A 24,580-nucleotide genomic window follows, 5' to 3' on the forward strand; every position below is an offset into this window, starting at 1 on the left:
AGTCATGCCGCCATCCAGCCGACTGAGGGGCTCAGGCAATCAGTAAATGATCTTCCCATCAAATAGATTGTAAACATGCTTCGGTATTTTGGAGGGCGAAGCGAGGTACACAAACAACTTTTGGCCCTGCTCTTTGAAAGCCAGCACCTGCAAAACCTTTCCAGCACCTATGGCAACATGGTCCTTCAAAAAGTCCGTCGACATATTCATTTTCGGCACTGACTCATCAAATACATACACCACCTGCTGGGTGGCATGGGTTCGCTGCTTCGCCGCGCCTTTGGCCCATCCTTCCCATTCGGCAGAATTACGCACCGTCGCCGAAGCAGATTGTACCCCCGGGTCCTGGAACACTTTCCCAACACCATCTTTAAGCCTTTTCGCGCCTTCATCCGTAACAAAAGCCGAGCGATAAGCTTTGCCTTCATAAGGATTCAATTGATTGAACTCGCCGAGAAACGCTTCAAGCTCAGGCGTGGTCTTACCCGCTCTCAGTGGTCCGTTGACAAAGTCGGAATCCGCGTGAGTGTAGGTTTCAATCCATTCGAACTCACCCGCATTACTCTCGCCCATAAGTGTAACCAGCGTCTTTGTAAACTGCTCTACCTCGTGTTCTTTGACGGGGAGCGCCATGTCGGCATGTTGTTGAGCAACGGCGTCCAACGTTTCCCGTGCCTGTCTGTATTTACGGGAAAAATATTCTTTCAGCCCCCCACCCGGGACGCCCATTCTTGTCCACACTCCCGCCTCATCCGGCTTGGCGGCAATGCCGCTATATGCCAATTTTGAGGGGTCTTGCGCGTCGGGTACTCGCAACTTGTAATGTTCACCATCTGCCACATCGGGTTTGTCAGCAACAAAATACTTCTTGCCCCTGAACTCCACCTCGCGCATTCCAGCAAAGGTTGGCGCTGGGGTGGACGGCGTAGTGGCCGGCGCATTGGATATTCGCGTCAGTTCAACTTCGTTAGGCTGCGATGCAGGGTGCCATTGGTAACGATCATTGGCGCTGGCGTTAAACGGTATGAGCGGCGGCTCCTGCGCCTCTGGCCCGACTGGCGACAGCTCGTGCGCCAGCTGCAAAGCTGAAATGGCCGCTGCGGCATTGCCTGCCACGCGATCATTAGCCGTCATGCCATAAATGGAGTCGTGCACTCCGAAAACGATCTGGCCCAGATTGCCAACGACGGGCGCATAACCAAAGGTACTGCCCCATACTTCTTTTATTGCCTTCCATCGTTGCTGCGAGGCGCCAAATACCTGTGTCTGGTCATTCCACACCGCATTATTGGCATTTAACCCTTGGTACGCTGCGGCAATACCGGAGCTGAGGCTACCGTGCTTCAAAAAATAATCACTGCCTCGCGACTTCGTATAATTGAATGTTTCCCACACCGGCACAGCCTTGTCTTTGACTATGTTTTGACGCCCCGGATAGGTAGCAAGATTGCCCGCAATGTAATGATCAAGTACCTCGCCAGCTTTGGGCCAATGCGCGTCTTTACCGCCTTGTCTGTCGCTGGCATTGAATCGACTGACGATGCTATGGCGATTTTCTTTGGCCCACTCGGAAAACCCTCTATCGCCCGATATTTCACTGGCCTTGCCGCTCTTCAAATCAATCATCAACCCCTTATTGGGTCGATGCTCGACATTCCCATCAAAGGGCAAGTCAGGAATAAAGGCATAGCCTGCCAATGGGTAACCATAGAGATTGGGAATAATGACTTGGCCGTTCCAATATAACGTTCGATGGATCGCCTCTTGTGTTTCAACGCTTAACTTTTCGAAGCCAGTCTTATCGTTTAACAGGCTTTGCAAGGTGCCGCGCAGCACATAGACATCCGCTTTGCCCGAGCGCTCGGCCAGTGGCCCTGACTCATCGCTCATTGGCTTGGCTACCTCAGCTTCCCAATGGCCCTGGAGTCGCGCTCCCAACGCCTCCAGATCACTGATCCTGCTGCGGTCTTGTGGCTCGATGTGGGTTGTTCGGAAATTGACCAGGCCACCTTCCGATGTCCGGTCGTGCTTTAGCGCGCCAGCTGCTATTTCCCAAGCAAAGTAGGTGCGTGTGTCCGTGTTGGTTTTCACCTCCGGCGTCCATTTCCCTACGTAAGTGTTGAATGTCACGCTGATTTTTTCATGGGGGTCGTACCCAGCGGCCAACAATCCGGCGCTAAAGTAACCTGCAGGTTCCAGGAACTGACGAGTCTGTTGGAACCGGATATTGCGCTCACCTTCGTTCCCCCGTTCTATGCTATCGATCAGCGCGGTAACCCGGAGGGCATACGCATCGATACACTGCAGCTGTTCTTCCAGGGTATTGCGCAAAGAGCTCGTGAAAGGTCCATGGATGATCGTAGTGTAAAGCGCCTCTTGGGACAGAGGTCGGGCCAGAATGCTCGATGTTTCGCTGAGAGGGTCAGCTGTATTGTTGCTGGGGAAATCCAGTGCGCCCGTGATCTCTGAATACGAGGGATCACCGGGCAAATAGCAATCGGGGCTCAGTGAAGAAAAATCATCCAAGAACATTGATGAGGTACCTTTTCCAGACAATTGCGATTACCCCACCTGACTGCATCATAGGGGGCAGGCTGCGCTGGTGGAGTTTGCGTACACAGATCGCGCGCCCCTCGTAACTACATCAGCCGTCAGATGAGTCGCACCTCCAAGCGAATAGGTTCCTCCAATAAGCGTGGCACGTGTTACATGCCGTTTTCGCTATTGCTCACTGTCGATATTGCACATTGGTTAGTGGCGCCTTTGGGCGCGCCATGGTTAAAACTGTGGGAGGGGGCTTGCTCCCGATGAGGGAGTGTCAGAAGCACATCTGTGACTGACCCGCCGCCATCGGGGGCAAGTCGAATCGTCGCACCGCCCCTCCCACATTGATCTGATTTTTTCCATGGGTTATTGCGAACGCAAACTAAAAGTCCATAATGGACAAATAAGTTTATTCAGAGGCGTCCATGTCCAATCCCCCCCTCATCATCGACCAGGCCCAGGCCCGTACCTTGCTGGCTCAAATCGACGTGCCCGCTATCCTGCGCAAGCTGTTTCGCGAGCTCGCCGCCGGGCAGGCGGTGCAGCCGGCGCAGCAGTGGGTGGAGTTTCCCCAAGGCGCGGGAGATTTCATCAATTACCTGGGAGTGCTGGCAGAAGATGGCGTGTATGGCGTCAAGACCTCGCCCTACATCGTGCGTGAACAGGGCCCGCTGGTGACGGCGTGGACCCTGCTGATGTCGATGCACAGCGGCCAGCCGCTGCTGTTGTGCGATGCCGCTGAATTGACCACCGCACGCACGGCCGCCACCACCGCATTGGCAGTCGACGCGCTGGCGCCGCTGTCGGCGCAGCGCCTGGCGATTATCGGCAGCGGCAAGGTCGCCCAGGCACACCTGCGCTATGTGCAAAACCTGCGTGACTGGCAGCACATCCGCCTGTATTCCCCAAGCCTTGGCAGTGCCAGCGCCGAAACGCACGCGCAACTCAACGCGCTGGACCCGCGCCTGAGCCTCGCCGCCAGCTGCGATGCCGCGCTGCAAGATGCCGATGTGATTCTGCTCTGCACCTCATCGGCAGGCCCAGTGATCGACCCGATGCGCCTGAGCAAGCCCGCGTTGATCACCTCCATCAGCACCAACGCACCGCGTGCCCACGAAGTGCCTCCCGTGTGCCTGGAACAGATGCAGGTGTACTGCGATTATCGCCAGACCACCCCGGATGCGGCGGGCGACATGCTGATTGCCAGCGAACAGCACGGCTGGGATAAACGTGCGGTGCTCGGCGACCTGCCCGAACTGCTCAGCGATATGGCGCAGCGCCCGGACCCTCAGCGCCATGTGTTTTTCCGCTCTATCGGCCTGGGCCTGGAAGATATTGCATTGGCCAATGCCCTGTACCAACGCCAGCGCTAATCAGGAGATTCACATGCACCACGCAGACTTCATCATCATCGGCGGCGGCATTGCCGGCGCGTCCACCGGCTTCTGGTTGTCGCAGCACGCCAAGGTGCTGGTGCTGGAGCGCGAAAACCATCCGGCTTATCACTCCACGGGGCGCTCGGCGGCGCTCTACACCGCTGCATACGGCACCCCGCAAGTGCGCGCGCTGACCCTGGCCAGCCGGGCGTTTTTCGACCAGCCGCCAGCAGGTTTCTGCGAACACCCACTGCTCACTCCGCGGGGCGAAATGACCGTCGATTTCACCGGCGACCCGGCCGAACTCGATAGTCAATACCTGAGCGCCAAAGCCACCGTGGCACAGGTACAACGCTTGAGCGCCGACGAGGCCTGTAAACGCTTGCCGATCCTGCGCCGGGAAAAAGTCCACGGCGCAATCTATGACCCAACGGCGTGCGACATCGATACCGACGCCCTGCACCAGGGCTACCTGCGCGGCATCCGTCGCAACAATGGCCAAGTGCGCACCGACAGCCATGTGCTGGGCTTGAGCCGCGACATCGACGGCCTGTGGCACGTGCGTACCCAGGATGGGACCTTCACCGCGCCGGTCATCATCAATGCTGCCGGCGCCTGGGCCGACCATATCGGCGGCCTGGCAGGCGCGGCCTCCATCGGTTTGCAACCCAAACGTCGCTCCGCATTTATCTTCGCCGGCCCGGACGGCGTCGATGCCCATGACTGGCCGATGCTGGTGGCCCTTGACGAAGCCTTCTACATGAAGCCCGACGCGGGCATGTTCCTCGGCTCGCCGGCCAACGCCGACCCGGTCCAGGCCCAGGACGTGCAACCCGAAGAGCTGGATATCGCCATGGGCATCTACCAGATCGAGGAAGCCACCACCCTGACCATCCGTCGCCCGACGCGCACCTGGGCCGGCCTGCGCAGTTTTGTGGCCGATGGGGATTTGCTCAGCGGTTTTGACCCACAGGTACCGGGGCTGTTCTGGGTGGCGGCACAGGGCGGTTACGGCATCCAGACCTCACCGGCCATGGGCCAGGCCAGCGCTGCACTGGTGCGCGGCGAGCCGCTGCCCGAGCACCTCGCACAGTTCGGGCTGGACGCTGGTATGCTCTCCCCCGTCCGCCTGGAGCCCCTTTGATGAACACCGCTGAACACGACAACGTCATGCAGAACTTTCGTGCGATTGCCGATGCGATCGCCACGCTGTTCTTTCCCCATGCGGAGGTGGTCCTGCATGACCTGCGCACGCAAACCGTCGACTACATCGCCAACAATCTGTCCAAACGCAGCCTGGGTGACGACTCGTCGCTGGAGGACATGCTCGACGGCGACGTCAGCGAAGTGAATATCGGCCCTTATGAGAAGCTTAACTGGGACGGTCAGAAAATCCGCAGCCTGAGCACCGTGCTGCACGACCACAACGGACGCCGGCTGGCCGTGCTGTGCATCAACCTGAATATCTCACTGCTGGAAAACGCCAAGGCCGCGCTGGATCTGTTCCTGTCGCCGAGCAAGCTGATCGCCCAGCCGGACGCGCTGTTTCGCGATGATTGGCAGGAGCGCATCAACACCTTTCTGCATGGCTGGCTGCGTGAGCGTCAGTTGAGCCTGAACCTGCTGACCCGCGACCACAAACGTGAACTGGTGTTGGCGTTACACGCCGAAGGCGCGTTCAAGGGCAAGAGCGCGTCCAACTATATCGCCAACGTACTGGGCATGGGGCGGGCGACGGTCTACAAGCATTTGAAGGAACTCAAGGGTTGAGCCCTTTCTGAAGACAGCGCCGCCCCCCTGTGGGAGCTCGACAGCTCCCACATTGACCGCGTATTTCCCTGGATCAGTCGCCGTAGATATCAGCCTTGAAGTACTGCTGTGAAATCTTCTGGTATTCACCACTGGCACGAATGCCGTCGATGGCCGCATTCAATTCGCTGACCAACTCGCCATTGCCCTTGCGCACCGCAATCCCCGCGCCCTCGCCCACGTATTTCGGATCCTTGAGTTCCGGTCCCACAAACGCGTAACCCTGGCCGCGTGGCATCGAGAGGAAGTCACTCAAGGGGATGGTGTCAGCAAAAATCGCGTCCAGGCGCCCTGCGGCCAGGTCCATGTAGATCTCTTCGTTATTGCTGTAGCGCTTGACGTTGATGCCCTTGGGTTCGAACACCTCGGTGGCATAACGGTCGGTGGTGGTGGCGCGCTGTACGCCGACGTTCTTGCCCTTGAGGCTGGCGTACTGGTCATCCACCACTGCGCCGTCCTTCATCACCAGGCGTGAGGAGGTGAAGTAGTATTTGTGGGTGAAATCCACCGACTTCTTGCGGTCCTCGTTGATGGTCATGGACGACAGCGCCAGGTCGATTTTCTTGACCTTGAGGGACGGGATCAAACCATCGAACTCACCTTCAACCCACACGCACTTGACCTTCATTTGCGCGCACAGGGCGTTGCCGATGTCGTAGTCGAAGCCGACGATCTTGCCGTCGCCGGTCTTGGACGCAAACGGTGGGTAAGCGGCCTCGATGCCGATGCGCAGGGTTTTCTCGGCGGCCAGCAGGTGGCTGGCAGCGAACAGACTCAGGGCCAGGGCGGGAATAAGGTGGCGTTTCTTCATGATCGGGTTCTCGCGGGTTGTTGTTGGTTTGGCAAGAGTGAAGAAAAACGGACAGCAGCTGTTTTGTACTTATAATTCCATACTGGACTTTTATGCTCATCGCGTCAATTCAGAACAAACGCGTACGAAATGTGGGAGGGGGCTTGCTCCCGATAGAGGTGTTTCAGTCACATAGAGACTGACTGACACTCTGCTATCGGGAGCAAGCCCCCTCCCACACTTGGACTTACAGTGCTCGTGAGACCTTACTTCGACACCGGCATCGCAAACTCCGCACCCTGTTCAATACTCTCCGACCAACGCTGCATGATCGACTTCTGCTTGGTGTAGAAACGCACCCCCTCAGTGCCGTAGGCATGCATGTCGCCAAACAGGCTCTTCTTCCAGCCGCCAAAACCATGCCAGGCCATCGGTACAGGGATCGGCACGTTGATGCCAACCATGCCCACTTCAATGCGCCGGGCGAATTCGCGGGCGATGTTGCCGTCGCGGGTGAAGCAGCTGACGCCGTTGCCAAACTCGTGGTCGTTGACCAGCTTCACCGCTTCGGCGAAATCGTTGACGCGCACGCAGGCCAGCACCGGGCCGAAGATTTCTTCGCGGTAGATGCTCATGTCTTGGGTCACGTGGTCGAACAGCGTGGCGCCAAGCCAGAAGCCGTTTTCCAGGCCGGGTTCGGTTGGCACGTAGTCACGACCGTCGAGCAACAATTGCGCGCCGGCCTGTACGCCCTGCTCGATATAGCCGCTGATGCGCTCCAGGGCGGCCCGCGAAACGATCGGGCCCATCTCGGCTTTCAAGTCGCGGCCGTCGGTAATGCGCAGCGTCTTGGCGCGCTCGCTCAAGGCAGCGATGACCTTATCCCCCACATCCCCCACCAGCACCGCCACCGAAATGGCCATGCAGCGCTCGCCGGCGCTACCGTAGGCAGCGCCCATCAGTGCATCGACGGTGCGCTCGATATCGGCGTCGGGCATCACCACCATGTGGTTTTTCGCCCCGCCCAGGCCTTGTACGCGCTTGCCGTTGCGGGCGCCGCTCTCATAGATGTACTGGGCAATCGGCGTAGAACCGACAAAGCTCACGGCCTTGACGTCCGGGTGTTCGATCAGCGCATCCACCGATTCCTTGTCGCCCTGCACCACGTTGAACACGCCTTTGGGCAAGCCCGCTTCACGCAGCAGCTCGGCCATGAACAACGAAGCGCTCGGGTCGGTGGGGCTTGGCTTGAGGATGAAGGTGTTGCCCGCCGCGATGGCGATCGGGTACATCCACATCGGCACCATCACCGGGAAGTTGAATGGCGTCACGCCGGCCACCACGCCCAGCGGCTGGCGCATGGTCCAGTTGTCCATGCCACGGGAGACCTGGTCGGAATGCTCGCCCTTGAGCAGGTTGGGAATGCCGCAGGCAAATTCGAGAATGTCGATGCCACGGTCGACTTCGCCCTGGGCGTCAGTGAAGACCTTGCCGTGCTCGGCGACAATGATGCGCGCCAAGTCATCCTTGCGCTCACGCAGCAGGTGCAGGTATTCAAACAACACGCGGGCGCGGCGGATCGGCGGGGTGTCGGCCCAGCCGGCGAATGCAGCCTGGGCGGCAGCGACGGCTTCGCCTACGGTCTGGCGGCTGGCCAGGGCCACGCGCGCGGTGACGTCACCGGTGGCCGGGTTATAGACGTCCTGATAGCGATCATCGCGGCTCACGCGCTGGTCGTTGATGTAGTGCTCAATGGTCGTGGTCATGGCAATGGATCCCAGGTAGGTAGCGTTGGGACACACGATAGGCTTTCGATTTGTTCCAAACCAGAGCAGAATCCAGAACTTATTGTCCTTTTATGCGAACAATACACTCATGGAAAAGGCTGAGATCGAAGGGCTGTGGACCCATATCCACTGGCTGTCGGTGCTGGAAGAACAAGGCACCTACACCGCCGCCGCGGCACGGTTGGGGGTGAGCAAATCGGCGGTCAGCCAGCGCATCTCCGATCTGGAGAAAGCCACCGGTACGCGCCTGGTGACCCGCACCACCCGCAGCGTGCGATTGACCGAAGCCGGGCTGTCTTTGACCCGCGAAGTGCGCAGCGCCTATGCGCAGATTGCCCGCAGCTTCTCGTCGGTGCGCGACTCCGTCGGCGAAATTCGCGGCCTGGTGCGCCTGACCGCCCCCGTGGCGTTTGCCCGGCAACAACTGGTGCCGCACCTTTCCGGTTTTTTGCAGCAGTACCCGCAAGTGCGCATCCAGCTAGACGTGTCCGACGCCTTGAGCTCACTGGCGGCCGAAGGCTACGACCTGGCGGTGCGCCACGGTTTCCAGGTGCCGGAGACGCATGTGGCGTGGAAGCTGTGCGATACCACCTCAGTGCTGGTGGCTACCCAGGACTACCTGCAACGCCACGGTGAACCGCGAACCCCGGCAGACCTGGGCGCCCACAACTGCCTTTACTACCCACGGGGCAGCGACCAACCGGCCTGGACCTTCGAGCGCGGCAGCAAAAATATCGAGCGCACCACCGTGCCCATCGCCGGCAGCTTTTCGACCAACAACAGCGAGGCCTTGCGCGACGCGGCGCTCAATCACTTGGGCGTTGCCTTGCTGCCGGACTTCAGCGCCCATGCCGCCCTGGCCAGCGGCAAGCTGGTGCAGGTGTTGAAGGGCTGGACGCTCAAGGGCGCGTTTGCCGATGAAATTTATCTGATTCGGCCCTACTCGCCCCATGTGCCCAGGTCCGTGACGGTGCTGGTGGGGTATTTGAAGGAAAAACTGTCAGGCGGGTTTCAATTCACTGGCAGCTGATGAAGGCTCGCTCCTACAGAGGACAGTGACCCAATCCTGTTGAATTCTTGCCTGATCCTCTGAACTTGAAGTCGATTGCATAGATAGCTGTTGCGCGGTGGTCTAGAGTTCGACGATGGGCGACGTACAGTCGCACCGTTCCTATAAGAATTTTGCAGCACCAACCGATGATCAGCAGGTGAGCCAGCCATGGAATTACGTATTAACCAAAAGGCCTATCAAGTCGAGGCCGAGGCAGACACGCCGTTGTTGTGGGTGATCCGCGACAACCTGGGCCTGACCGGCACCAAGTACGGCTGCGGCCTGGCCCAGTGCGGCGCCTGTTCGGTGCTGGTGGACGGCAATGTGGTGCGCTCGTGCGTGACGCCCGTAGCCGGGGTAGTCGGTCGCGAGATCACCACCATCGAAGCCATCGAGGCCGACGAGGTGGGCAAACGCGTGGTCTCTGCCTGGGTCGAGCACCAGGTGGCGCAGTGCGGCTACTGCCAGTCCGGGCAAGTGATGGCGGCCACCGCGCTGCTCAAGCACACCCCCGCTCCGTCGAAAGCGCAGATCGATGCGGCAATGGTCAACCTGTGCCGCTGCGGCACTTACAACGCCATCCATGCTGCCATGGATGGCTTGGCCGCCGGGAAGGAGACCGCCTGATGAATATGTCCGAGATCCTGCCCGGCGTTAAATTGGACGAGCCGATCAACCTGTCGCGTCGGCGCTTTCTCGCCAGTACCGCCGTAGGTGCGCTGGTCATCGGCTTTGGCTTGCCCCTGGGCTCGTCGCGGGTGCTGGCCGCCACCGGCGCTGCTGAACGCGGCACCCAAGTGCCGGCGTTCCTGGAAATTCGCCCGGACGGTAGCGTGCGCCTGCTCAGCCCCTTCATGGAAGGCGGCCAGGGCACCCATACCGCCATGGCACAGATCATCGGCGAGGAACTGGATGCCGACCCCGCTACCTTCATCGTCGAAGCCGCCCCACCGGGTGAAGCCTACGTGGTAATGGAAAACGGCCTGCGCATCACCGGCGGCAGCATGTCGGTGCGCATGAGCTACCCGACCATGCGCCGCCTCGGCGCCCTCGCCCGCGCCATGCTGATGCAGGCCGGCGCCGAGCAACTGCGCGTGCCGCTCAGCGAGCTGACCACCCAGCCTGGCCGCGTGGTACACGCCGCTTCCGGCCGCTCCGTGGGCTACGGTGAACTGGCCGGTCGTGCCCTCGATATGCAGGTGCCCGACCCCGCTACCATCACCCTGCGCGACCCTAGCCAGTTCCGTTGGATCGGCAAGCCGGTCAAACGCCTGGATGCCTATGACAAATCCACCGGCAAGGCGCTTTACACCATCGACCTTAAACTCGACAACATGCTCCACGCCGCCGTCCAGCACGCGCCGCGCCTGGGCATGAGCGTGGGCAGCCTGCGCAACCAGGCCCAGGTCGAGGCCATGCCGGGGGTGCATTCGGTTCATACCTTGCCAGGCGCCGTGGCGGTGGTGGCCGAACGCTGGTGGCACGCCAAGCGTGCGGTGGAGGCCATCCAGGTTGAATGGCAGGAAGCCTCTGCCGACTCGACCGTACGGGCGATGCCGGCGGATTTTTCCAGCGACAAATACCTCGACTTCCTCGCCGCCCAGCAGGGCCCGGCCCGCGATGACGAAAACCAGGGCGATGTCGCCGGCGCCCTGGCTGGCGCCAAGACTCGGGTCGAAGCCACCTACCATAACCAATACCTCAACCACGCCCAACTGGAACCGCCTTCAGCCTTGGCGCGCTTCAACCCCGACGGCACGCTTGAGGTGTGGCTGCCCAACCAGGCGCCGGACATGTTCCGCGCCGACATTGCCAAGCGCACCGGCCTCGCCACCGAGCAAATCACCCTGCACTCCCCGCTGCTGGGGGGCTTTTTTGGTCGGCATTTCCTGTATGACTCGGCTAATCCGTACCCGCAGGCTATCGCGCTGGCCAAGGCCGTCGGCCGCCCGATCAAGCTGATCTGGAGCCGTGAAGAAGAGTTCCTGCGCGATGTGTTGCGCCCGCTCGCCGTGGTGAAGTTTCGTGCCGCCCTGGACGACAAGGGCCTGCCGGTGGCCATCGAAGCGGTGAGTGCCACCGAAGGCCCTACCGAAGCCCTCAGTGGCAAACAGGGCGAGCAGATCGACCCCACTGCCCTGGAAGGCCTGTCGGGCAAGAGTTATGCGATCCCCAACAAGCGCATCGCGCAGATCTACGTCAAGGGCGCGCCCATGCTCGGCTACTGGCGTTCAGTGGGTAATTCCCTTAACGATTTTTTCTACGAATCATTCCTGGATGAGCTGGCGGACAAGGGCGGCCACGACCCGTATGAGTTGCGCCTGCACCTGCTGCGCGACAACCCGCGGCTGACCACCTTGCTGCAAGCGGTGGGCGAGCTGTCCGGTGGCTGGAAGCGTGGCCCCTACACCGCCGAAGACGGCACGCGCCGTGCACGCGGGGTGGCCATGGCTTCGCCCTTTGGCTCTCACGCGGCGGTAGTCGCCGAAGTGTCGATCGAGAACGGCCAGGTCAAGGTTCACCATATCTGGGAGGCCATCGACCCGGGCAGCATCGTCAACCCGGCGATCATTCAAGCCCAGGTCAGCGGCGCGGTAGCCCTGGGGCTCTCGCAAACGTTGCTGGAGGAAGCGGTGTACGTGGACGGTATGCCACGGGCGCGTAACTACGACCTGTATCCGATCCTGCCGCCCTCGCGTATGGCGCAGGTCCACGTGAAGATCGTCGAGAGCGGCGAAAAGATGGGAGGCATCGGTGAACCGCCATTGCCCGCCGTGGCACCAGCGGTAATCAATGCGGTGGCACAGTTGACCGGCCAGCGCATCCGCAGCTTGCCGTTGAGCCGCCACACCTTCAGTTAACCCACAGGGAACGCCCATGAACAACCGCCGATTCGCAAGAACCGCAGGCTGGCTGGCGCTGCCCTGCCTGGTCGCCGCAGGCCTGCTGGCCTGGTACGTCACCCGCGAGCCCGCCTCGCCGTTTGAACAACAACAGGCCACCAGTTTCGACCCTGCATTGGTCAGTCGCGGCGAATACGTCGCGCGGGTGAGTGACTGTGTGGCTTGCCACAGCCTGGCCGGCAAGCAGCCCTTCGCCGGTGGCCTGGAAATGGCCACGCCCCTGGGGGCGATCCACGCCACCAACATCACCCCCGACCGCGAGCATGGCATCGGCGCCTATAGCCTGGCCGACTTTGATCGCGCCGTACGCCAGGGTGTCGCACCGGGCGGCCGTCGGCTGTACCCGGCCATGCCCTACCCGTCTTACGTCAAGCTCAGCGACGACGATGTGAAGGCGCTGTATGCGTTTTTCATGAAGGGCGTGCAACCGGCCAACCAGCCGAATATCCCCAGCGATATTCCCTGGCCGCTCAACCTGCGCTGGCCCATCGCCCTGTGGAATGGCGTGTTTGCGCCCACCGCCACTTACGCCGCCAAGCCCGACCAGGACGCGCTGTGGAACCGTGGCGCCTACATTGTCCAGGGCCCCGGCCACTGCGGCAGTTGCCACACACCGCGTGGCCTGGCCTTCAACGAGAAAGCCCTGGACGAATCCGGCGCGCCGTTCCTCGCTGGAGCGCTGCTTGACGGCTGGTACGCACCCAGCCTGCGCCAGGATCCCAACACCGGGCTGGGCCGCTGGAGCGAAGCGCAGATCGTGCAGTTCCTCAAGACGGGGCGCAATGCCCATGCCGTGGTCTACGGCTCGATGACCGAAGCCTTCAACAACTCCACGCAGTTCATGCAGGACGAGGACCTGGCCGCTATCGCCCGCTATCTCAAATCACTGCCCGGTGACCCGCAGCGTGATGGCAGCCCCTGGCAGTATCAGGCGGTGACAGCAAACCAGGATGTGCCCGGCGCCCACACTTATGCGACCCGCTGCGCCTCCTGCCACGGCCTCGACGGCAAAGGCCAGCCCGAATGGATGCCGCCCCTGGCCGGCGCCACGTCGGCACTGGCCAAGGAAAGCGCCTCGGCGATCAACATCACCCTCAACGGCTCGCAGCGCGTGGTGGCGGCCGGGATGCCGGACGCCTACCGGATGCCGGCGTTTCGTGAGCAGCTGTCCGATCAGGAAATCGCCGACGTGCTGAGCTACGTGCGCAGCACCTGGGGCAACAGCGGTGGCGCGGTCGAGGCGAAGGCGGTGAGCAAGTTGCGCGGGCATACTGACCCGGCGAGCAGCAGCCCGATCATCCTGCATATGCGCTGAGTGATGTATGAACCGTGGGAGGGGACTTGCTCCCGATTGCGGTGGTTCAGTCACAGTTGCATAGACTGACACACCTATATCGGCAGCAGGCCCCCTCTCACATTTGGCCCGGGGACCTCTATTTGCTTTCGTCCGCCTTGCCTTCCTGCATCTGCACCGAAGACTTGCTGCCGCTGGTGTTGTCTTTGGTGGTGTTATCGGAACTGTCAAAACAACCGTGCAGCATGAACACACTGCACAAGCCCAGGCACATATATAACTTCTTCATGAGATTCCCCTAGCGATGTTTGGGTGATCCTATGCTGTATCAGGCTGGCGCAACCGCCCATATGTTCAACGCGCAGCCTCAGCGACTGACGAGTGGCTTGCCATCAACTCGCTAGCCTTTACGCACGACCAATTTGAGCTACCCTTGATCCGTTAAGGCCTGCTATCCGGTGACCCCGTGGACACATTGACCAAAGCGCAAATCCAGCGCGCGCTTGCGAGGCGGCTGTGCAACTGCCGTGTCTCCTGCACGATCAATCCGGATAACAGCCTGTCGGTGACGGTGCTCGCGCCCGATGCCAACCAGTTCACCATCGCCAACATCAACCGTGCCCAGTATCACGGCGAGCCAGGGATCAATCGGCTCGTTCGGGAAATCCTGGAAGACATGGTGGTTTCGCGACAATCGTCCCGCCTCTCCTCCGTGGAGTAAACGCAAAAAACAACGAGGCTTGCCATGCACGCTGGTGCTGCTACCCCCTTGCAACGCGTCAAAATCGACTACCTTCAAGACACGCTGCTCGGCGTGAACCCCCTGTCTTGCGAGTGCATGGCGAAGGTCATGGAAGCGGGTGCGGGCGTGTCGCTGCAAATCCTGCCGCCGTGGCCGGAACAACTATTGAAGGCCCATACGGTTCAGATCAAAACCGAAGGCCGCACCTATCACGGCGTTGTCGTTGATGCCGGCAAGAACAACGCCAATGAACTGCTGGTGACCATCAAACTCCAGGGCTAGGGACTCGCTACAGATGGTCCCGGCCGGAATGCCGCCCTTGCCGTCAGGCCCCAGCAAACCGGTGGTGGCGACTGCTATTTGCACCGAACTGCACGCTTGTGAAAAAGGACCCGGTACGCTGAACGCTTGTTCCACAAATCTTCGCAAACCATGCGCCCCCCCTATCCGGTTGAACACCCTCCTCGGCAGGCTTTCTAGATGTTCTCGACAACTGCCCATGGAGGGAATCCCCGATGAACATTCACCGCCTGCAACCTGCACTGCCATCGCTGTGCCTGGCAATTTGCGTCGCCTCGTTGACAGCGTGCGCGGGCAACGACTCAGCCTCAAACGTGGTGGCGCCGGGTGATGCCAAATCGCCAGGCACGCGAGCACTCGATACCGGTGCCGCCCTGCTGCAGTCACGTCCGCCCATCGACGCGCTCAATGCCTACCTGGACGGCTTTCACTTCTACAACGGCCACCCCGACGTGCAGATGGAAGCGCACCACTACTGCGCCATCCTCAATGAGGAGGTGATCCAGTGCGTGATTTACGACGGCAACCGCAAGGACGCCAAGTTGATGGGCGTGGAATACATCATCAGCGAGCAGTTGTTCAACAGCCTGCCGGCACCGGAGAAAGCCTTGTGGCACAGCCATGTGCATGAGGTGAAGTCCGGCCAGCTGGTCGCGCCCGGCATTCCCGCGGTGGCCGAGCACGCGCTGATGGAAAAGCTGGTGCACACCTACGGCAAGACCTGGCATACCTGGCATACCGACCTGCACAAGCGCCTGCCATTGGGTGTGCCTCAACTGATGATGGGGTTTACCGCTGACGGCCAGGCCGATCCGAGGATGGTCGCCGAGCGCGATCAACGCCTGGGTATCGACAGCACCGAGAAGAAGCGCTCTCGCGCCGATATAGCCCCACCGGCCATTGCACCCGGGGCGGATGCCTGGCGCCACGGCACGATCATCCAGATCGACGACCCTACCGCAACGCCCCACCGGCACTGACGGCGACGCCGGGTCATCTGGATTGAACAATCATTGACCCGCGCTTGCCACACAAGAACACGGCTGCATCCGCCGCCCTTTGCATGAGGTATTGCAACATGTCTTACGATTATCAAGGCTCCGCCAGCATCATCACGGCTTCGCGTCACCTCGGAACCCAAGCAGATGAACGCCTCAACGAACACGTTGACGTAAATCTGACAGGTAGCGGTAAACCTACCCTGATTCGCCTGGTCTTTGACACTCCACTGCAGTGGCCCGGCCATCCCAATTTCGTCATGGTGAACTTGCCAGACGGTACCTCCGTCGGCGGTGTAATCGCCCAGATAGAGCGGCCCGCTGACAAAGCCGGGTGGGTAGAATTTACCGTGGATGACTGACTGCCGCAGCGCTGACAGCCCCCCATCGAATTGCCCGACAAGTTCTTTGAATTTTTTTTGACGTCAATTATCTGTAGTTCATGAGCATAGGGAGGCCTCATGAAAACCAACGAGCTATTTACCATCAAGTATCAACTTCACGGCGAGCCGAGGTCCTTTATCGTGCGTACGGCACGCATGAACAATGCTGAAGCATGGCACTGGGCCAGTTGCGATGCCGGCGTGGCGGTCATCCCCAGGTTCGGTCAAAACAACCTCAAGCGCGTGTCCAAGCCGATGGCGGAAAAATACGGCATTACCGATGTGCGCTGGTGCGGGGCGGAAGAAATTCAGTGGGCGGAGGGTGTCACACAATGAACAGTCAGGTGCTGGATTACACAATCAGTCAAAGGTGGGATGAGGAGATTGCGCAGAACACCCAGATGTTTTTCGAAGCGGATCGACTGGATGCGCAGGCGTATAACATCATCGAACACTACAGCGGCGATGCAACGACCTGGGCGCGCTTCACGGAGGCGAAGAAGCTTGCGGATGCGCAGCGGACTGCGGCTTATCGAGAGTGGATGCGTATACGGCGGGCTATGAGAACGTAGGAGCGAGCTTGCTCGCGAAAAATGTCAACGATAATGCGTAAACCTGAAGGGACGCGGCGCTTGTGAGCCTTTCGCGAGCAAGCTTGCTCCTACAAAAAAGACACGCCCCGTCCGGGGCGTGTCAGTCAACAAAGCGTGGACTGGTTTGTCGCTATCGGGGCATGGGTGTCTACACACCTTTGGTGTGACGCCGGACCTGTGGGAGGGGGCTTGCCCCCGATGGCGGCCTAAGAGCCGACCAGGATGCTGGACTTTGACCGAGTACATATCCGTTATTTGAGTCACGGCTGCTATTGGTTCCGCTTTTACAGCGGGTCACTTTCGAAAAGCGCGAAAGTAACCAAAGCGCTCTTGCCCCACCACTCGGCACCTCGCTTAGGCTCGGTGTGCCCGTAATCCGCCATGGATTTGGGGGGCCGCCGCCACGCGCCATCCATGGCGCGGGGCGGCTAAACCGGCATCCCTGCCGGTTTACCCCCCAAATCCCTGGCGAATTCCGGCCAGCGTGGTTTAACGGGGCGCCTAAGATCAAGATCAAAAGCAGATCAAGATCAAGAGCGGCTCGCTTCGCATCGTGGTTACTGGTGGCTGCTACGAAGTTGTGTAGATACCCATGGCTATCGGGGGCAAGCCCCCTCCCACATTTTAGAGCTGCTTGAATCAGGGTTATGTGCCTGTTCAAAGAATCGGCTTGCCCCCCGTCACGCCATAGCGCTCGCCAGAGATGTAACTGCCTTCATCCGACGCCAGCAACACATAGATGGGCGCCACTTCCACCGGCTGGCCTGGGCGGCCCAGTGGCGTGTTGCCACCGAAATGCTTCACCGACTCCTCAGGCATGGTCGACACGATCAACGGCGTCCAGATCGGCCCCGGCGCTACGCTGTTCACCCGAATGCCACGCTCGCCCAGCATCTGCGCCAGGCCGGCGGTGAAGTTGGCAATGGCACCCTTGGTGGCCGCATAGGGCAACAGGGTCGGGTTGGGCATATCGGAATTGACCGACGAGGTGTTGATGATCGAACTGCCTTGCGCCATATGCGGCAACGCCGCCTTGCAGATGCGAAACATCGCCGTGATATTGACGTTGAAGGTTTTCACCCAATCCTCGTCGGGAATGTCCTCCAGAGACTTATAGGTCATCTGGAATGCAGCGTTATTGACCAGCACATCGATACGGCCGAATTTCTCGACGGTGTCATTGACGATCGCCGTGCACTGCGCCGCGTCGCCCAGGTCGCCGGGCAGCAACAGGCACTGGCGCCCTGCCGCTTCGACCCAGCGAGCGGTCTCCTTGGCGTCCTCATGCTCGTCCAGATACGACACCGCGACGTCCGCGCCTTCGCGAGCAAAGGCAATCGCCACCGCACGCCCGATACCGCTGTCGGCGCCGGTGATCAACGCAATCTTGTTGGCCAGGCGCCCCGAGCCTTTGTAGCTTTGCTCACCGCAATCCGGCACCGGGTCCATCTTGCGCTGGTCGCCCGGAACGGGCTGCTGCTGGGGATTGAAGGGTGGTGTTGGGTAGTGGTTCATCGGATTCCCTCCTGTGTATGGATACTGTTGCGAGGGCGTGCCGAGCGCGATAGTTCAGAGCAATTTTCATAAAATCGGATAACCGTTGCCGACAGATTTCCCTTTTTGTTGTAGGAGCGAGCTTGTTCGCGAAAATCATCAACGCTGACGTGTACTTTCTGAATGAACACGGCGCCTGAGAGTTTTTCACGAGCAAGCTCGCGCCTACCGTTGCGTAATAAAAATGTGCTATCCCTATGCGCTAGGGACTCATACATGAACGTGAAGCCGGCACTCGCCACGTGGAAGAAAAAACCAGAACGCCCATGACTGAACACCGCTCCCCCACCGCCGCAGAGTGGCTGATCCGCCAGGCCCAACCCGACGACGTACACGCCCTGGTTGAACTGGACGCCTACGCGGCTGCCCATGCCCACCGCCGCGTGTTTATCCACGATGCCGTGGTTAACCAGCAATGCCTGGTGGCAGTCAGCGACCACACGTGCGCCGGGTACCTGGTGCTCACCCACGACTTTTTCGATCACGGCTTTATTGCCCTTGTGGTGGTATCACCGACCTGCCAGCGCCAGGGTGTGGCCCTGCGCCTGCTGGCGGCGGCCGAGGCGGCCTGCAAGACGCCGAAGTTGTTCGCCTCCACCAACGCCTCCAATCGCGCGTCCCAGGCATTGATGACAAAGGCCGGATTCATACCCAGCGGGCAGATCGAGAACCTCGACGAAGACGACCCCGAGTGTGTGTACGTCAAATTCCTGCGCTGATCTGCATCAGGCCCAGGCCCAGGCGATCACCCACGCCGCCAGGTAAAGGCCCACACCAAACACGCCGTGGTTGATCAGGCTGCGCAGTCGGTTCTTGCCTGGCGTCGGCGTCCTGGACGATGCAAACCCGGCCCCCATGGCCGGCTGTATCACAAACAGCGGAACGGCCACTGTCACAACACCCCACGCCAGTGCAGGTACAAAGGTCGGCGCCAGCAACCAGGCATCGCCTTCAATCCACACCAGCACCCACGCGAACACCACTCCGGTGACGTAATGCGCGATCCAACCCAGGGCTACTTCACCTCGAACGGGAAGCGCTTGCCCAATGCTTGAATGCGCAAATCGCCCCCGGCACGCATGGCCGACCCAACGCCCAACGAACGCAAAATTCAGGGTCGGAACGCCAAGCACCTTCATCAGCAGCATCCACATATCCATCACCACGGTAGCCCCTGCCCCCAACAACACCACCTGTGCACCCCCTTCCAGCGCTGTCATACCTACCTCTTAGTCATGGACCCATTCGACCTGCGCAGGCATCATAGAAGTTGAAGTCAACTTCAAGTCAATGGTCTGCCAATGGATATCACCGAGGTCGTCAAACGCACGGGCATTCCTGCCCATACGCTGCGTTTTTATGAAAAGAAGGGGTTGATTACATCGACCAGCCCGCCCGGTGCTCGCCGTCATTTCGCAGCAGCGGTCGTTGAGCAGTTGGCGGTCATCGCCCTCGGGCAGGCGGGTGGCCTGTCGCTGGACGAGATACACGCCATGCTGTCACCCAATGGCCAGGCCAATGTGGATAGAGCGGTACTGCTGGCCAAGGCCGACGAGATTGATGCCACGGTCAAACACCTGCAGGCGATGAGCCGGGGCTTGCGCCATGCGGCCGCCTGCCCTACCCCCAACCACGCACAATGCCCGACTTTTCGCCGCCTACTCACCATCGCAGCAGCAGGAACCTTCAAGCGCGGCAGCGCCGGTCTCGCCAGGGTTCGGCCTGCTCACTCAAACACTGAGGCACTATGATTCGCCACTTTCAACCTGCCGACCTGGAACCCGTCCTGGATATTTGGCTGCACGCGTCCATCCTGGCCCACCACTTTATCGACCCCGCCTTCTGGCATGACCAACTGGGCGCCATGCGCGAGGTCTACCTGCCCAGCGCCGTGACCCGTGTGTTTGAAGCCGACGGGAAAGTGCTGGGCTTCAGTTGCGTATATGAAGACACCCTGGCGGCGCTGTTTGTCGCGCCTGAGCATCAGGGCAGTGGTATCGGTACACAATTGCTCAAGGACGCGCAGGCAGCCAGAACCTCACTTCAACTGAGCGTGTATTCGCAGAATGTTCCCAGCCTTCACTTCTACAAGAAGCACGGTTTTACCGTATTCAGAGAGCAACGGGACGAACACACAGGTCACCTTGAAACAGTGATGGGCTGGGCGCCTGATGGATTATTTGACCCACTGCCCTGATTACTCCAACCCGGCGCATCGGCGAGGAGTTGAAATGCCCTTGCGGCGGCCACCGGCATGCGTGTTCGGCGCTTGCCTATTGGCGATCAGCTAACGGTGTGACGCCTTGTTCAGGAACCTTTTCTTGAATACACAATCTGTGCATCTCCCTTGCGACCTAATTTGAGAACTACGCGCATGATTCTGAGAAAAGCCTGCCTGTGCCTTTTACTGCTAAGCGCCGGCTTCATCGCTGGCTATGCGGCCAAGCCCACTGCGCAGTTGGAAGTGACGGCGGGCCAACTCATGGAGTGTGGTGAAGTGATGATTCCGACGCTGGGGATGTGAGGTTAGAGCAGACAATCAATGCCCCGTGGCGTGCAGGGAAAATCCATTGCGTCCCGCAGCCTTCGCCGAGTAAAGCGCCTGATCAGCCGCCTCGATCAATCCGAGCGGCGGTTCCAGACGCGAACCCGTGCCCGTGGCAATGCCGATACTCACACTGACGTAACCGAACGGGCTGCCTGGGTGCGTGATGTTTTCGTGCTGCAGCGAGTCAAGGATCCGTTGCGCGACCACCGCCGCGCCTTGGCTGTCGGTGCCGGGCATGATGATCGCCATTTCCTCACCGCCATAACGCGCCACCAGGTCTGACGGTCGTCGCGCGCATCGTTCCAATAGCCTGCTGACCCTCTGCAAGCAAGTGTCGCCGACCACGTGACCGAAGGCATCGTTGTAGCGTTTGAAATGGTCGATATCGATCATCAACAACGCCAGCGACGTACCTTCACGCTGCGCCCGGCGTGCTTCCAGGGCCAGTGTTTCATCGAAACAACGGCGGTTCGCCAAACCGGTCAACGCGTCCTTCATCGCCAGGAACGCCAATTGACGATTGGAATCGAGCAACTGTTGCTGGGCGACGCGCAGCGCCTCTTCCGCCGCGGTTCGCCGGCGAATATCCAGAATCAGGAACCAGCCGATCAGCCCGGTCAGCCCCAACAAGCCCGCCACCACGACTGCCGACAGTGCCGCCTCGATGCGCCACGCCGCGAGGGCTTCATGCTTGCCCAGCGCGACGGTGGTAATCAGCGGCAGCGTTTCGCTTTTGCGAAAGGCATACAACCGCTCCACACCATCCAGGCTGGAGGTATGCGCGGTGGTGCCGAAAGGCTGATCGAAATACTTGGCGTAAATAGGCGACTTGGAAAAATTGCGCCCCATGTCCTGTTCACGGAAGGGATAGCGCACCAGCAACGTGCCGTCGGTGTAGGACAAGCCGATGGCACCCTCCTGGCCAACGTCAAGCTTGCCGAACACGCGCAGAAAGTTTTCCACCCCCAGCGTCACCGCGACCACCCCGGCAAAATTGCCCGATGCATCATTGAATCGGCGGCTGACGGTAACCACCCATTCCTGATTGGCACGGCTCTGAACCGGTGGGCCAATGAACGGCTCGGGGCTCGGATCGTCACGATGATGAATGAAATAGGCGCGATCGCTGCTATTGGCCCCCTCTGGAATCCGCCGGTTGGAGGACATCAACCAGCCGCCCTGACGGTCATACACCGTGATGCCACTGAGCTGCGGCATCAGCGGCTGCTGGCGGTTGATCAACGCATGGATACGCTCGATTTGCGCCGGGCCACTGCCTTCGGTTTCGAGGCGCTCGACCAGGCCCAGCAACAACAGCGCGCTTTGCCGGACGATACCTTCGGTATAGGTATTGAGTGCCTGGGTCAGGTTCAAACCATGCACATCCACTTCCGCCAGCGCGCGCTCACGCGAAGACAGAACCTTCCAGATCGTCAACGAGGTCAGGGAGCAACCAATCACCAACAGCAAAAGCATCACAAGGCGGGTATCGCGCTTCACGTCGGCACCTTAAGGAAGTCCGGTTTCCAGTCCAGCCATCATTCGAACGTCGGCACTTACAGAGGCCACCGGTTTATGGGCGCAAGCATACAAGCACTCTGCTTGCACTGCAGCAATAGCACCCACAGAAATTTCCTACACCAACAGCCTCGCCTCGGCTTGAACCGGACCATACGGCTCACGCCCCACCCTGCTGAAAACTCAACAGCGCCTGCTCAAGATCATCTATCGCGCCTTCAACCTCTGCCACACTCGCCTCAAGTGAAACAACCGATGCTTCAGGGCCAGTGCAAGCAACCTCCAGGGCCCGGCACCGTTCTACCAGTGCTCACCTTTAACCACACGGGCATCGGGCCGATGGCGTTGACCGCGAAGATGCGCTGCATGCGCTCCAGGCTCAGGTCCTCCAGACGCGACTGAGTCGTCAGCACGCCGGTATTATTGACCAGTACGTCGAGGCGCCCGAACCTGCGGTCGATGGCCGGGCGGTCGCGGCACCCACTCCGCGACTGCCACCGGTGATCAGGATCAGCGGTGCCTGCGAGACGTCAACCATTGAAAATACCTCCTTGGATGATGGCTGTATCAGCCGATGATGAGGGTGCCGCCGGCGATCACCACGCACGCCAGGACCCTGCGCGCGGTAAGGGTTTCGCCAAGAAAAAAGTAGCCAATCAACATCGCGAACAACACGCTGGTTTCGCGCAATGCCGATACCGCGCCCAACGGCGCTTCGTTCATCGCGTAGATCACAATTGCATAGGCCAGCAAAGACACCAGCCCGCCGACCACTGCGGCCAAGGTACCGGGGCGCAGGCTTAATAAACTGCGGGCATCGCGCAGGCCGATGTACACCGCTGGCATCATCACGCCCCACAACGCGCACATCCATACGGTATAGGCCAGCGGCGCGCCGGAGAGCCTGGCGCCGATACCGTCGACAACGCTGTAGGCCGCGATGAAACAGCCCGTTCCCAGCGCATAAGGCAGGCTGGGAACCGACAACCGACGCCCGCTGAAAGCCAGGGAAATAATCGCCCCTGACACCAGTGCAATCCCCAGCAACTCGACGGGCGCAATGCGTTCCCCGGCAAATACCGCAGCCCCCAGGGTGATCAGCGCCGGCGACGAGCCCCGGGAAATCGGATAGATCTGCCCCAGGTCGCCCACCCGGTAGCTGCGCACCAGGAACAGGTTGTAACCAACATGCAGCAACGCCGAAAGCACCCCATAGCCCCAGCTCTCAATCGCCGGCGTCACCATGAACGTAGCGGCGATGAGACTGGTGAAGGCAATGGCCATGCACATGACAGTCATTGACCACAGCCGGTCGGCACCACCACGCAATAGCGCGTTCCAGCTGGCATGAAGCAGGGCGGCGAACAGCACCAGGAAGATGATATGAGTAGGCATGCGCCATCTTAGGCAAGCCAAGGCCCCGCCTTACAGCGAAGTCTGCTCATCACAGCATGAACAGATACTCATACCTCATTGATCCGCCCGTTGTACTTTCAGCGCCTCGCTCATCAGCCATTGACGAAAGCTGAAGATATGCGGCTGGGTTTCGATGCCCTTGGGGCACACAAAATAGTAGGCAAGCGGTGACGGGAACGGCACATCGAACAGGCGCACCAGGCGACCGTCACTTATTTCCTGCTCCACATGCCCGCTGCGCACCAACGCGATGCCATGGCCGAGCAGGGCCGCCTCGACGGTCATGTTGGTATCGCCAAACCTGACGCTTTCCCTGAGCGGCGTAAAAGCCAGCCCCACCGCTTGAAACCAGACCTCCCATTTCGGTGCCAGCTCGGCGCCATCGCGGGCCAGCAGCGGGAAGTCCAATAAATGGGCGGGGCTGCCCGGGGTGCCAAGGCGCCGCAACAGTTCGGGGCTGGCCACGGGAAACACCTGCTCGCCGAACAAAAACTCCGAATACAGGCCCGGGTAATTCCCCTTGCCCAGCCGGACCGCGACATCCGCTTGGGCGTCGGAAAAGTGGATGACGTCGTCCGTGGTGTCCAGCGCAACCAGCAGCTCGGGGTGCTGGCGAGCGAGGTTCGGCAAGCGTGGCAGCAGCCATTTCAAGGCAAAGGAATAAGTGGTGCTGACCTTGAGCCGTACCCTGCCCTTTTGCTCGCGCAGGTCGGCCAGGGTCGCCTCCAGGCTCATGAAGAATTCGCGCACGATGGGCGCCAGGGTAGCCCCCGCCGGGGTCAGGCGTAACGACTGGCCACGCTCGAACAACGCCAGGCCCCAAAGCGCTTCCAGGTGTTTGAGCTGGTGGCTGACCGCGCTCTGAGTAACATGCAACTCCTGCGCGGCCGCGGTAAAGGTCGGGTGGCGAGTGGCGGCTTCGAAGGCGCGCAAGGTCGCGGTGGGCGGCAGATCTCTCATAGATAGGGTGTCCG

Annotated in this window: 26 protein-coding genes and 1 pseudogene; 17 read left to right on the forward strand and 10 right to left on the reverse strand. The window is 60.3% G+C overall.

All coding sequences use genetic code 11. The features are described 5' to 3' along the window. Positions 1 to 39 precede the first annotated feature (39 nt). A complete protein-coding gene (locus E3O56_RS20650) occupies positions 40 to 2,532 on the reverse strand; it encodes a hypothetical protein (protein WP_248128922.1) in 2,493 nt (830 codons plus the stop codon). A gap of 437 nt (positions 2,533 to 2,969) precedes the next feature. Here E3O56_RS20650 and E3O56_RS20655 point away from each other — a divergent pair, with 437 nt between their 5' ends. Genes E3O56_RS20655 through E3O56_RS20665 form a run of 3 tightly spaced genes read left to right on the forward strand, consistent with a single transcriptional unit; the run spans position 2,970 to position 5,690 of the window. After that, positions 2,970 to 3,917 carry an ornithine cyclodeaminase family protein gene (locus E3O56_RS20655; protein WP_248128923.1) on the forward strand — a complete coding sequence of 316 codons (948 nt, stop codon included), beginning with the start codon at positions 2,970 to 2,972 and terminating at the stop codon, positions 3,915 to 3,917. 13 nt (positions 3,918 to 3,930) lie between these two features. Then, positions 3,931 to 5,064, forward strand: a complete 1,134-nt coding sequence (locus E3O56_RS20660) for an FAD-binding oxidoreductase (protein ID WP_248128924.1) — start codon at positions 3,931 to 3,933, stop codon at positions 5,062 to 5,064. Further along, the gene (locus tag E3O56_RS20665) at positions 5,064 to 5,690 is read left to right on the forward strand and encodes a PAS domain-containing protein (protein WP_103735313.1); all 627 of its coding nucleotides are present in this window, start codon (positions 5,064 to 5,066) and stop codon (positions 5,688 to 5,690) included. The genes E3O56_RS20660 and E3O56_RS20665 overlap by 1 nt, the downstream gene beginning before the upstream one ends. A gap of 73 nt (positions 5,691 to 5,763) precedes the next feature. Here E3O56_RS20665 and E3O56_RS20670 read toward each other — a convergent pair whose 3' ends face one another. Together E3O56_RS20670 and E3O56_RS20675 are read right to left on the reverse strand one after the other, a co-directional pair. Further along, positions 5,764 to 6,540, reverse strand: coding sequence for an ABC transporter substrate-binding protein (locus E3O56_RS20670; RefSeq protein WP_032876562.1), 777 nt, complete (start codon positions 6,538 to 6,540; stop codon positions 5,764 to 5,766). A gap of 245 nt (positions 6,541 to 6,785) precedes the next feature. Next, a complete protein-coding gene (locus E3O56_RS20675) occupies positions 6,786 to 8,285 on the reverse strand; it encodes a CoA-acylating methylmalonate-semialdehyde dehydrogenase (RefSeq protein ID WP_032876565.1) in 1,500 nt (499 codons plus the stop codon). 109 nt (positions 8,286 to 8,394) lie between these two features. Between E3O56_RS20675 and E3O56_RS20680 the strand changes: the two genes are divergently transcribed. From E3O56_RS20680 to E3O56_RS20695, 4 genes are all read left to right on the forward strand, one after another. Further along, positions 8,395 to 9,336 carry a LysR family transcriptional regulator gene (locus tag E3O56_RS20680; RefSeq protein WP_032876567.1) on the forward strand — a complete coding sequence of 314 codons (942 nt, stop codon included), beginning with the start codon at positions 8,395 to 8,397 and terminating at the stop codon, positions 9,334 to 9,336. 189 nt (positions 9,337 to 9,525) lie between these two features. Continuing rightward, complete coding sequence (locus E3O56_RS20685) at positions 9,526 to 9,984, forward strand: (2Fe-2S)-binding protein (RefSeq protein WP_032876571.1); 459 nt, start codon at positions 9,526 to 9,528, stop codon at positions 9,982 to 9,984. Further along, positions 9,984 to 12,218 carry a xanthine dehydrogenase family protein molybdopterin-binding subunit gene (locus E3O56_RS20690; protein ID WP_248128925.1) on the forward strand — a complete coding sequence of 745 codons (2,235 nt, stop codon included), beginning with the start codon at positions 9,984 to 9,986 and terminating at the stop codon, positions 12,216 to 12,218. The genes E3O56_RS20685 and E3O56_RS20690 overlap by 1 nt, the downstream gene beginning before the upstream one ends. 16 nt (positions 12,219 to 12,234) lie before the next feature. Next, complete coding sequence (locus E3O56_RS20695; protein ID WP_248128926.1) at positions 12,235 to 13,575, forward strand: cytochrome c; 1,341 nt, start codon at positions 12,235 to 12,237, stop codon at positions 13,573 to 13,575. A 118-nt stretch (positions 13,576 to 13,693) separates the two neighbouring features. On the opposite strand, the gene E3O56_RS20700 is transcribed toward E3O56_RS20695, so the two are convergent. Next, positions 13,694 to 13,843, reverse strand: coding sequence for a hypothetical protein (locus tag E3O56_RS20700; RefSeq protein ID WP_005787387.1), 150 nt, complete (start codon positions 13,841 to 13,843; stop codon positions 13,694 to 13,696). 177 nt (positions 13,844 to 14,020) lie between these two features. Here E3O56_RS20700 and E3O56_RS20705 point away from each other — a divergent pair, with 177 nt between their 5' ends. The 6 genes from E3O56_RS20705 to E3O56_RS20730 all read left to right on the forward strand — a co-directional run bounded on the left by E3O56_RS20705 (position 14,021) and on the right by E3O56_RS20730 (position 16,549). Then, the gene (locus E3O56_RS20705) at positions 14,021 to 14,275 is read left to right on the forward strand and encodes a hypothetical protein (RefSeq protein WP_005787385.1); all 255 of its coding nucleotides are present in this window, start codon (positions 14,021 to 14,023) and stop codon (positions 14,273 to 14,275) included. A gap of 24 nt (positions 14,276 to 14,299) precedes the next feature. Then, positions 14,300 to 14,578 (forward strand): hypothetical protein, encoded by a 279-nt coding sequence (locus E3O56_RS20710; protein ID WP_078821013.1) that lies wholly within the window; start codon positions 14,300 to 14,302, stop codon positions 14,576 to 14,578. A gap of 233 nt (positions 14,579 to 14,811) precedes the next feature. Further along, the gene (locus E3O56_RS20715; protein WP_032876582.1) at positions 14,812 to 15,576 is read left to right on the forward strand and encodes an OBAP family protein; all 765 of its coding nucleotides are present in this window, start codon (positions 14,812 to 14,814) and stop codon (positions 15,574 to 15,576) included. Between the two features lie 98 nt (positions 15,577 to 15,674). Beyond that, entirely contained in the window at positions 15,675 to 15,956 is a 282-nt protein-coding gene (locus tag E3O56_RS20720; RefSeq protein WP_248128927.1) for a hypothetical protein, read from the forward strand. Between the two features lie 99 nt (positions 15,957 to 16,055). Then, positions 16,056 to 16,313, forward strand: a complete 258-nt coding sequence (locus E3O56_RS20725) for a DUF6555 family protein (RefSeq protein ID WP_005787382.1) — start codon at positions 16,056 to 16,058, stop codon at positions 16,311 to 16,313. Further along, positions 16,310 to 16,549: a hypothetical protein gene (locus tag E3O56_RS20730; protein WP_005787380.1), complete on the forward strand. Its 240-nt coding sequence runs from the start codon at positions 16,310 to 16,312 to the stop codon at positions 16,547 to 16,549. Before E3O56_RS20725 ends, E3O56_RS20730 begins: the two co-directional genes overlap by 4 nt. Positions 16,550 to 17,227: 678 nt before the next feature. Here E3O56_RS20730 and E3O56_RS20735 read toward each other — a convergent pair. Next, on the reverse strand, positions 17,228 to 18,085 hold the full coding sequence (locus E3O56_RS20735; RefSeq protein ID WP_032876588.1) for an SDR family oxidoreductase: 858 nt from the start codon (positions 18,083 to 18,085) through the stop codon (positions 17,228 to 17,230). A 305-nt stretch (positions 18,086 to 18,390) separates the two neighbouring features. Between E3O56_RS20735 and E3O56_RS20740 the strand changes: the two genes are divergently transcribed. Continuing rightward, positions 18,391 to 18,843, forward strand: a complete 453-nt coding sequence (locus E3O56_RS20740) for a GNAT family N-acetyltransferase (RefSeq protein WP_248090100.1) — start codon at positions 18,391 to 18,393, stop codon at positions 18,841 to 18,843. 6 nt (positions 18,844 to 18,849) lie between these two features. Here the strand turns inward: E3O56_RS20740 and E3O56_RS20745 are convergent, their stop codons facing one another. Beyond that, positions 18,850 to 19,344 (reverse strand): DUF2938 domain-containing protein, encoded by a 495-nt coding sequence (locus E3O56_RS20745; protein WP_248128928.1) that lies wholly within the window; start codon positions 19,342 to 19,344, stop codon positions 18,850 to 18,852. 81 nt (positions 19,345 to 19,425) lie between these two features. On the opposite strand from E3O56_RS20745, the gene E3O56_RS20750 reads away from it, so the two are divergent. The 3 genes from E3O56_RS20750 to E3O56_RS20760 all read left to right on the forward strand — a co-directional run bounded on the left by E3O56_RS20750 (position 19,426) and on the right by E3O56_RS20760 (position 20,648). After that, a complete protein-coding gene (locus tag E3O56_RS20750) occupies positions 19,426 to 19,875 on the forward strand; it encodes a helix-turn-helix domain-containing protein (RefSeq protein WP_248128929.1) in 450 nt (149 codons plus the stop codon). Next, a complete protein-coding gene (locus E3O56_RS20755) occupies positions 19,872 to 20,321 on the forward strand; it encodes an N-acetyltransferase (RefSeq protein ID WP_103735320.1) in 450 nt (149 codons plus the stop codon). The genes E3O56_RS20750 and E3O56_RS20755 overlap by 4 nt, the downstream gene beginning before the upstream one ends. A 177-nt stretch (positions 20,322 to 20,498) precedes the next feature. Further along, positions 20,499 to 20,648 (forward strand): hypothetical protein, encoded by a 150-nt coding sequence (locus E3O56_RS20760; protein ID WP_177464527.1) that lies wholly within the window; start codon positions 20,499 to 20,501, stop codon positions 20,646 to 20,648. Positions 20,649 to 20,663: 15 nt separating this feature from the next. On the opposite strand, the gene E3O56_RS20765 is transcribed toward E3O56_RS20760, so the two are convergent. The 4 genes and pseudogenes from E3O56_RS20765 to gcvA form a co-directional block, all read right to left on the reverse strand. Beyond that, positions 20,664 to 22,172: a sensor domain-containing diguanylate cyclase gene (locus E3O56_RS20765; protein WP_148854125.1), complete on the reverse strand. Its 1,509-nt coding sequence runs from the start codon at positions 22,170 to 22,172 to the stop codon at positions 20,664 to 20,666. A gap of 347 nt (positions 22,173 to 22,519) precedes the next feature. Then, positions 22,520 to 22,728 (reverse strand): annotated as a pseudogene (locus E3O56_RS20770) (SDR family NAD(P)-dependent oxidoreductase); the annotation flags it as partial. Between the two features lie 29 nt (positions 22,729 to 22,757). Then, positions 22,758 to 23,585 (reverse strand): DMT family transporter, encoded by an 828-nt coding sequence (locus E3O56_RS20775; protein WP_032876610.1) that lies wholly within the window; start codon positions 23,583 to 23,585, stop codon positions 22,758 to 22,760. A gap of 75 nt (positions 23,586 to 23,660) precedes the next feature. After that, on the reverse strand, positions 23,661 to 24,566 hold the full coding sequence (gene gcvA / locus E3O56_RS20780; RefSeq protein ID WP_032876613.1) for a transcriptional regulator GcvA: 906 nt from the start codon (positions 24,564 to 24,566) through the stop codon (positions 23,661 to 23,663). Positions 24,567 to 24,580: the final 14 nt, after the last annotated feature.

The organism is Pseudomonas sp. W2Aug9, from assembly GCF_023127755.1.
In the GTDB taxonomy this organism is placed as follows: Bacteria; Pseudomonadota; Gammaproteobacteria; order Pseudomonadales; family Pseudomonadaceae; genus Aquipseudomonas; species Aquipseudomonas synxantha_A.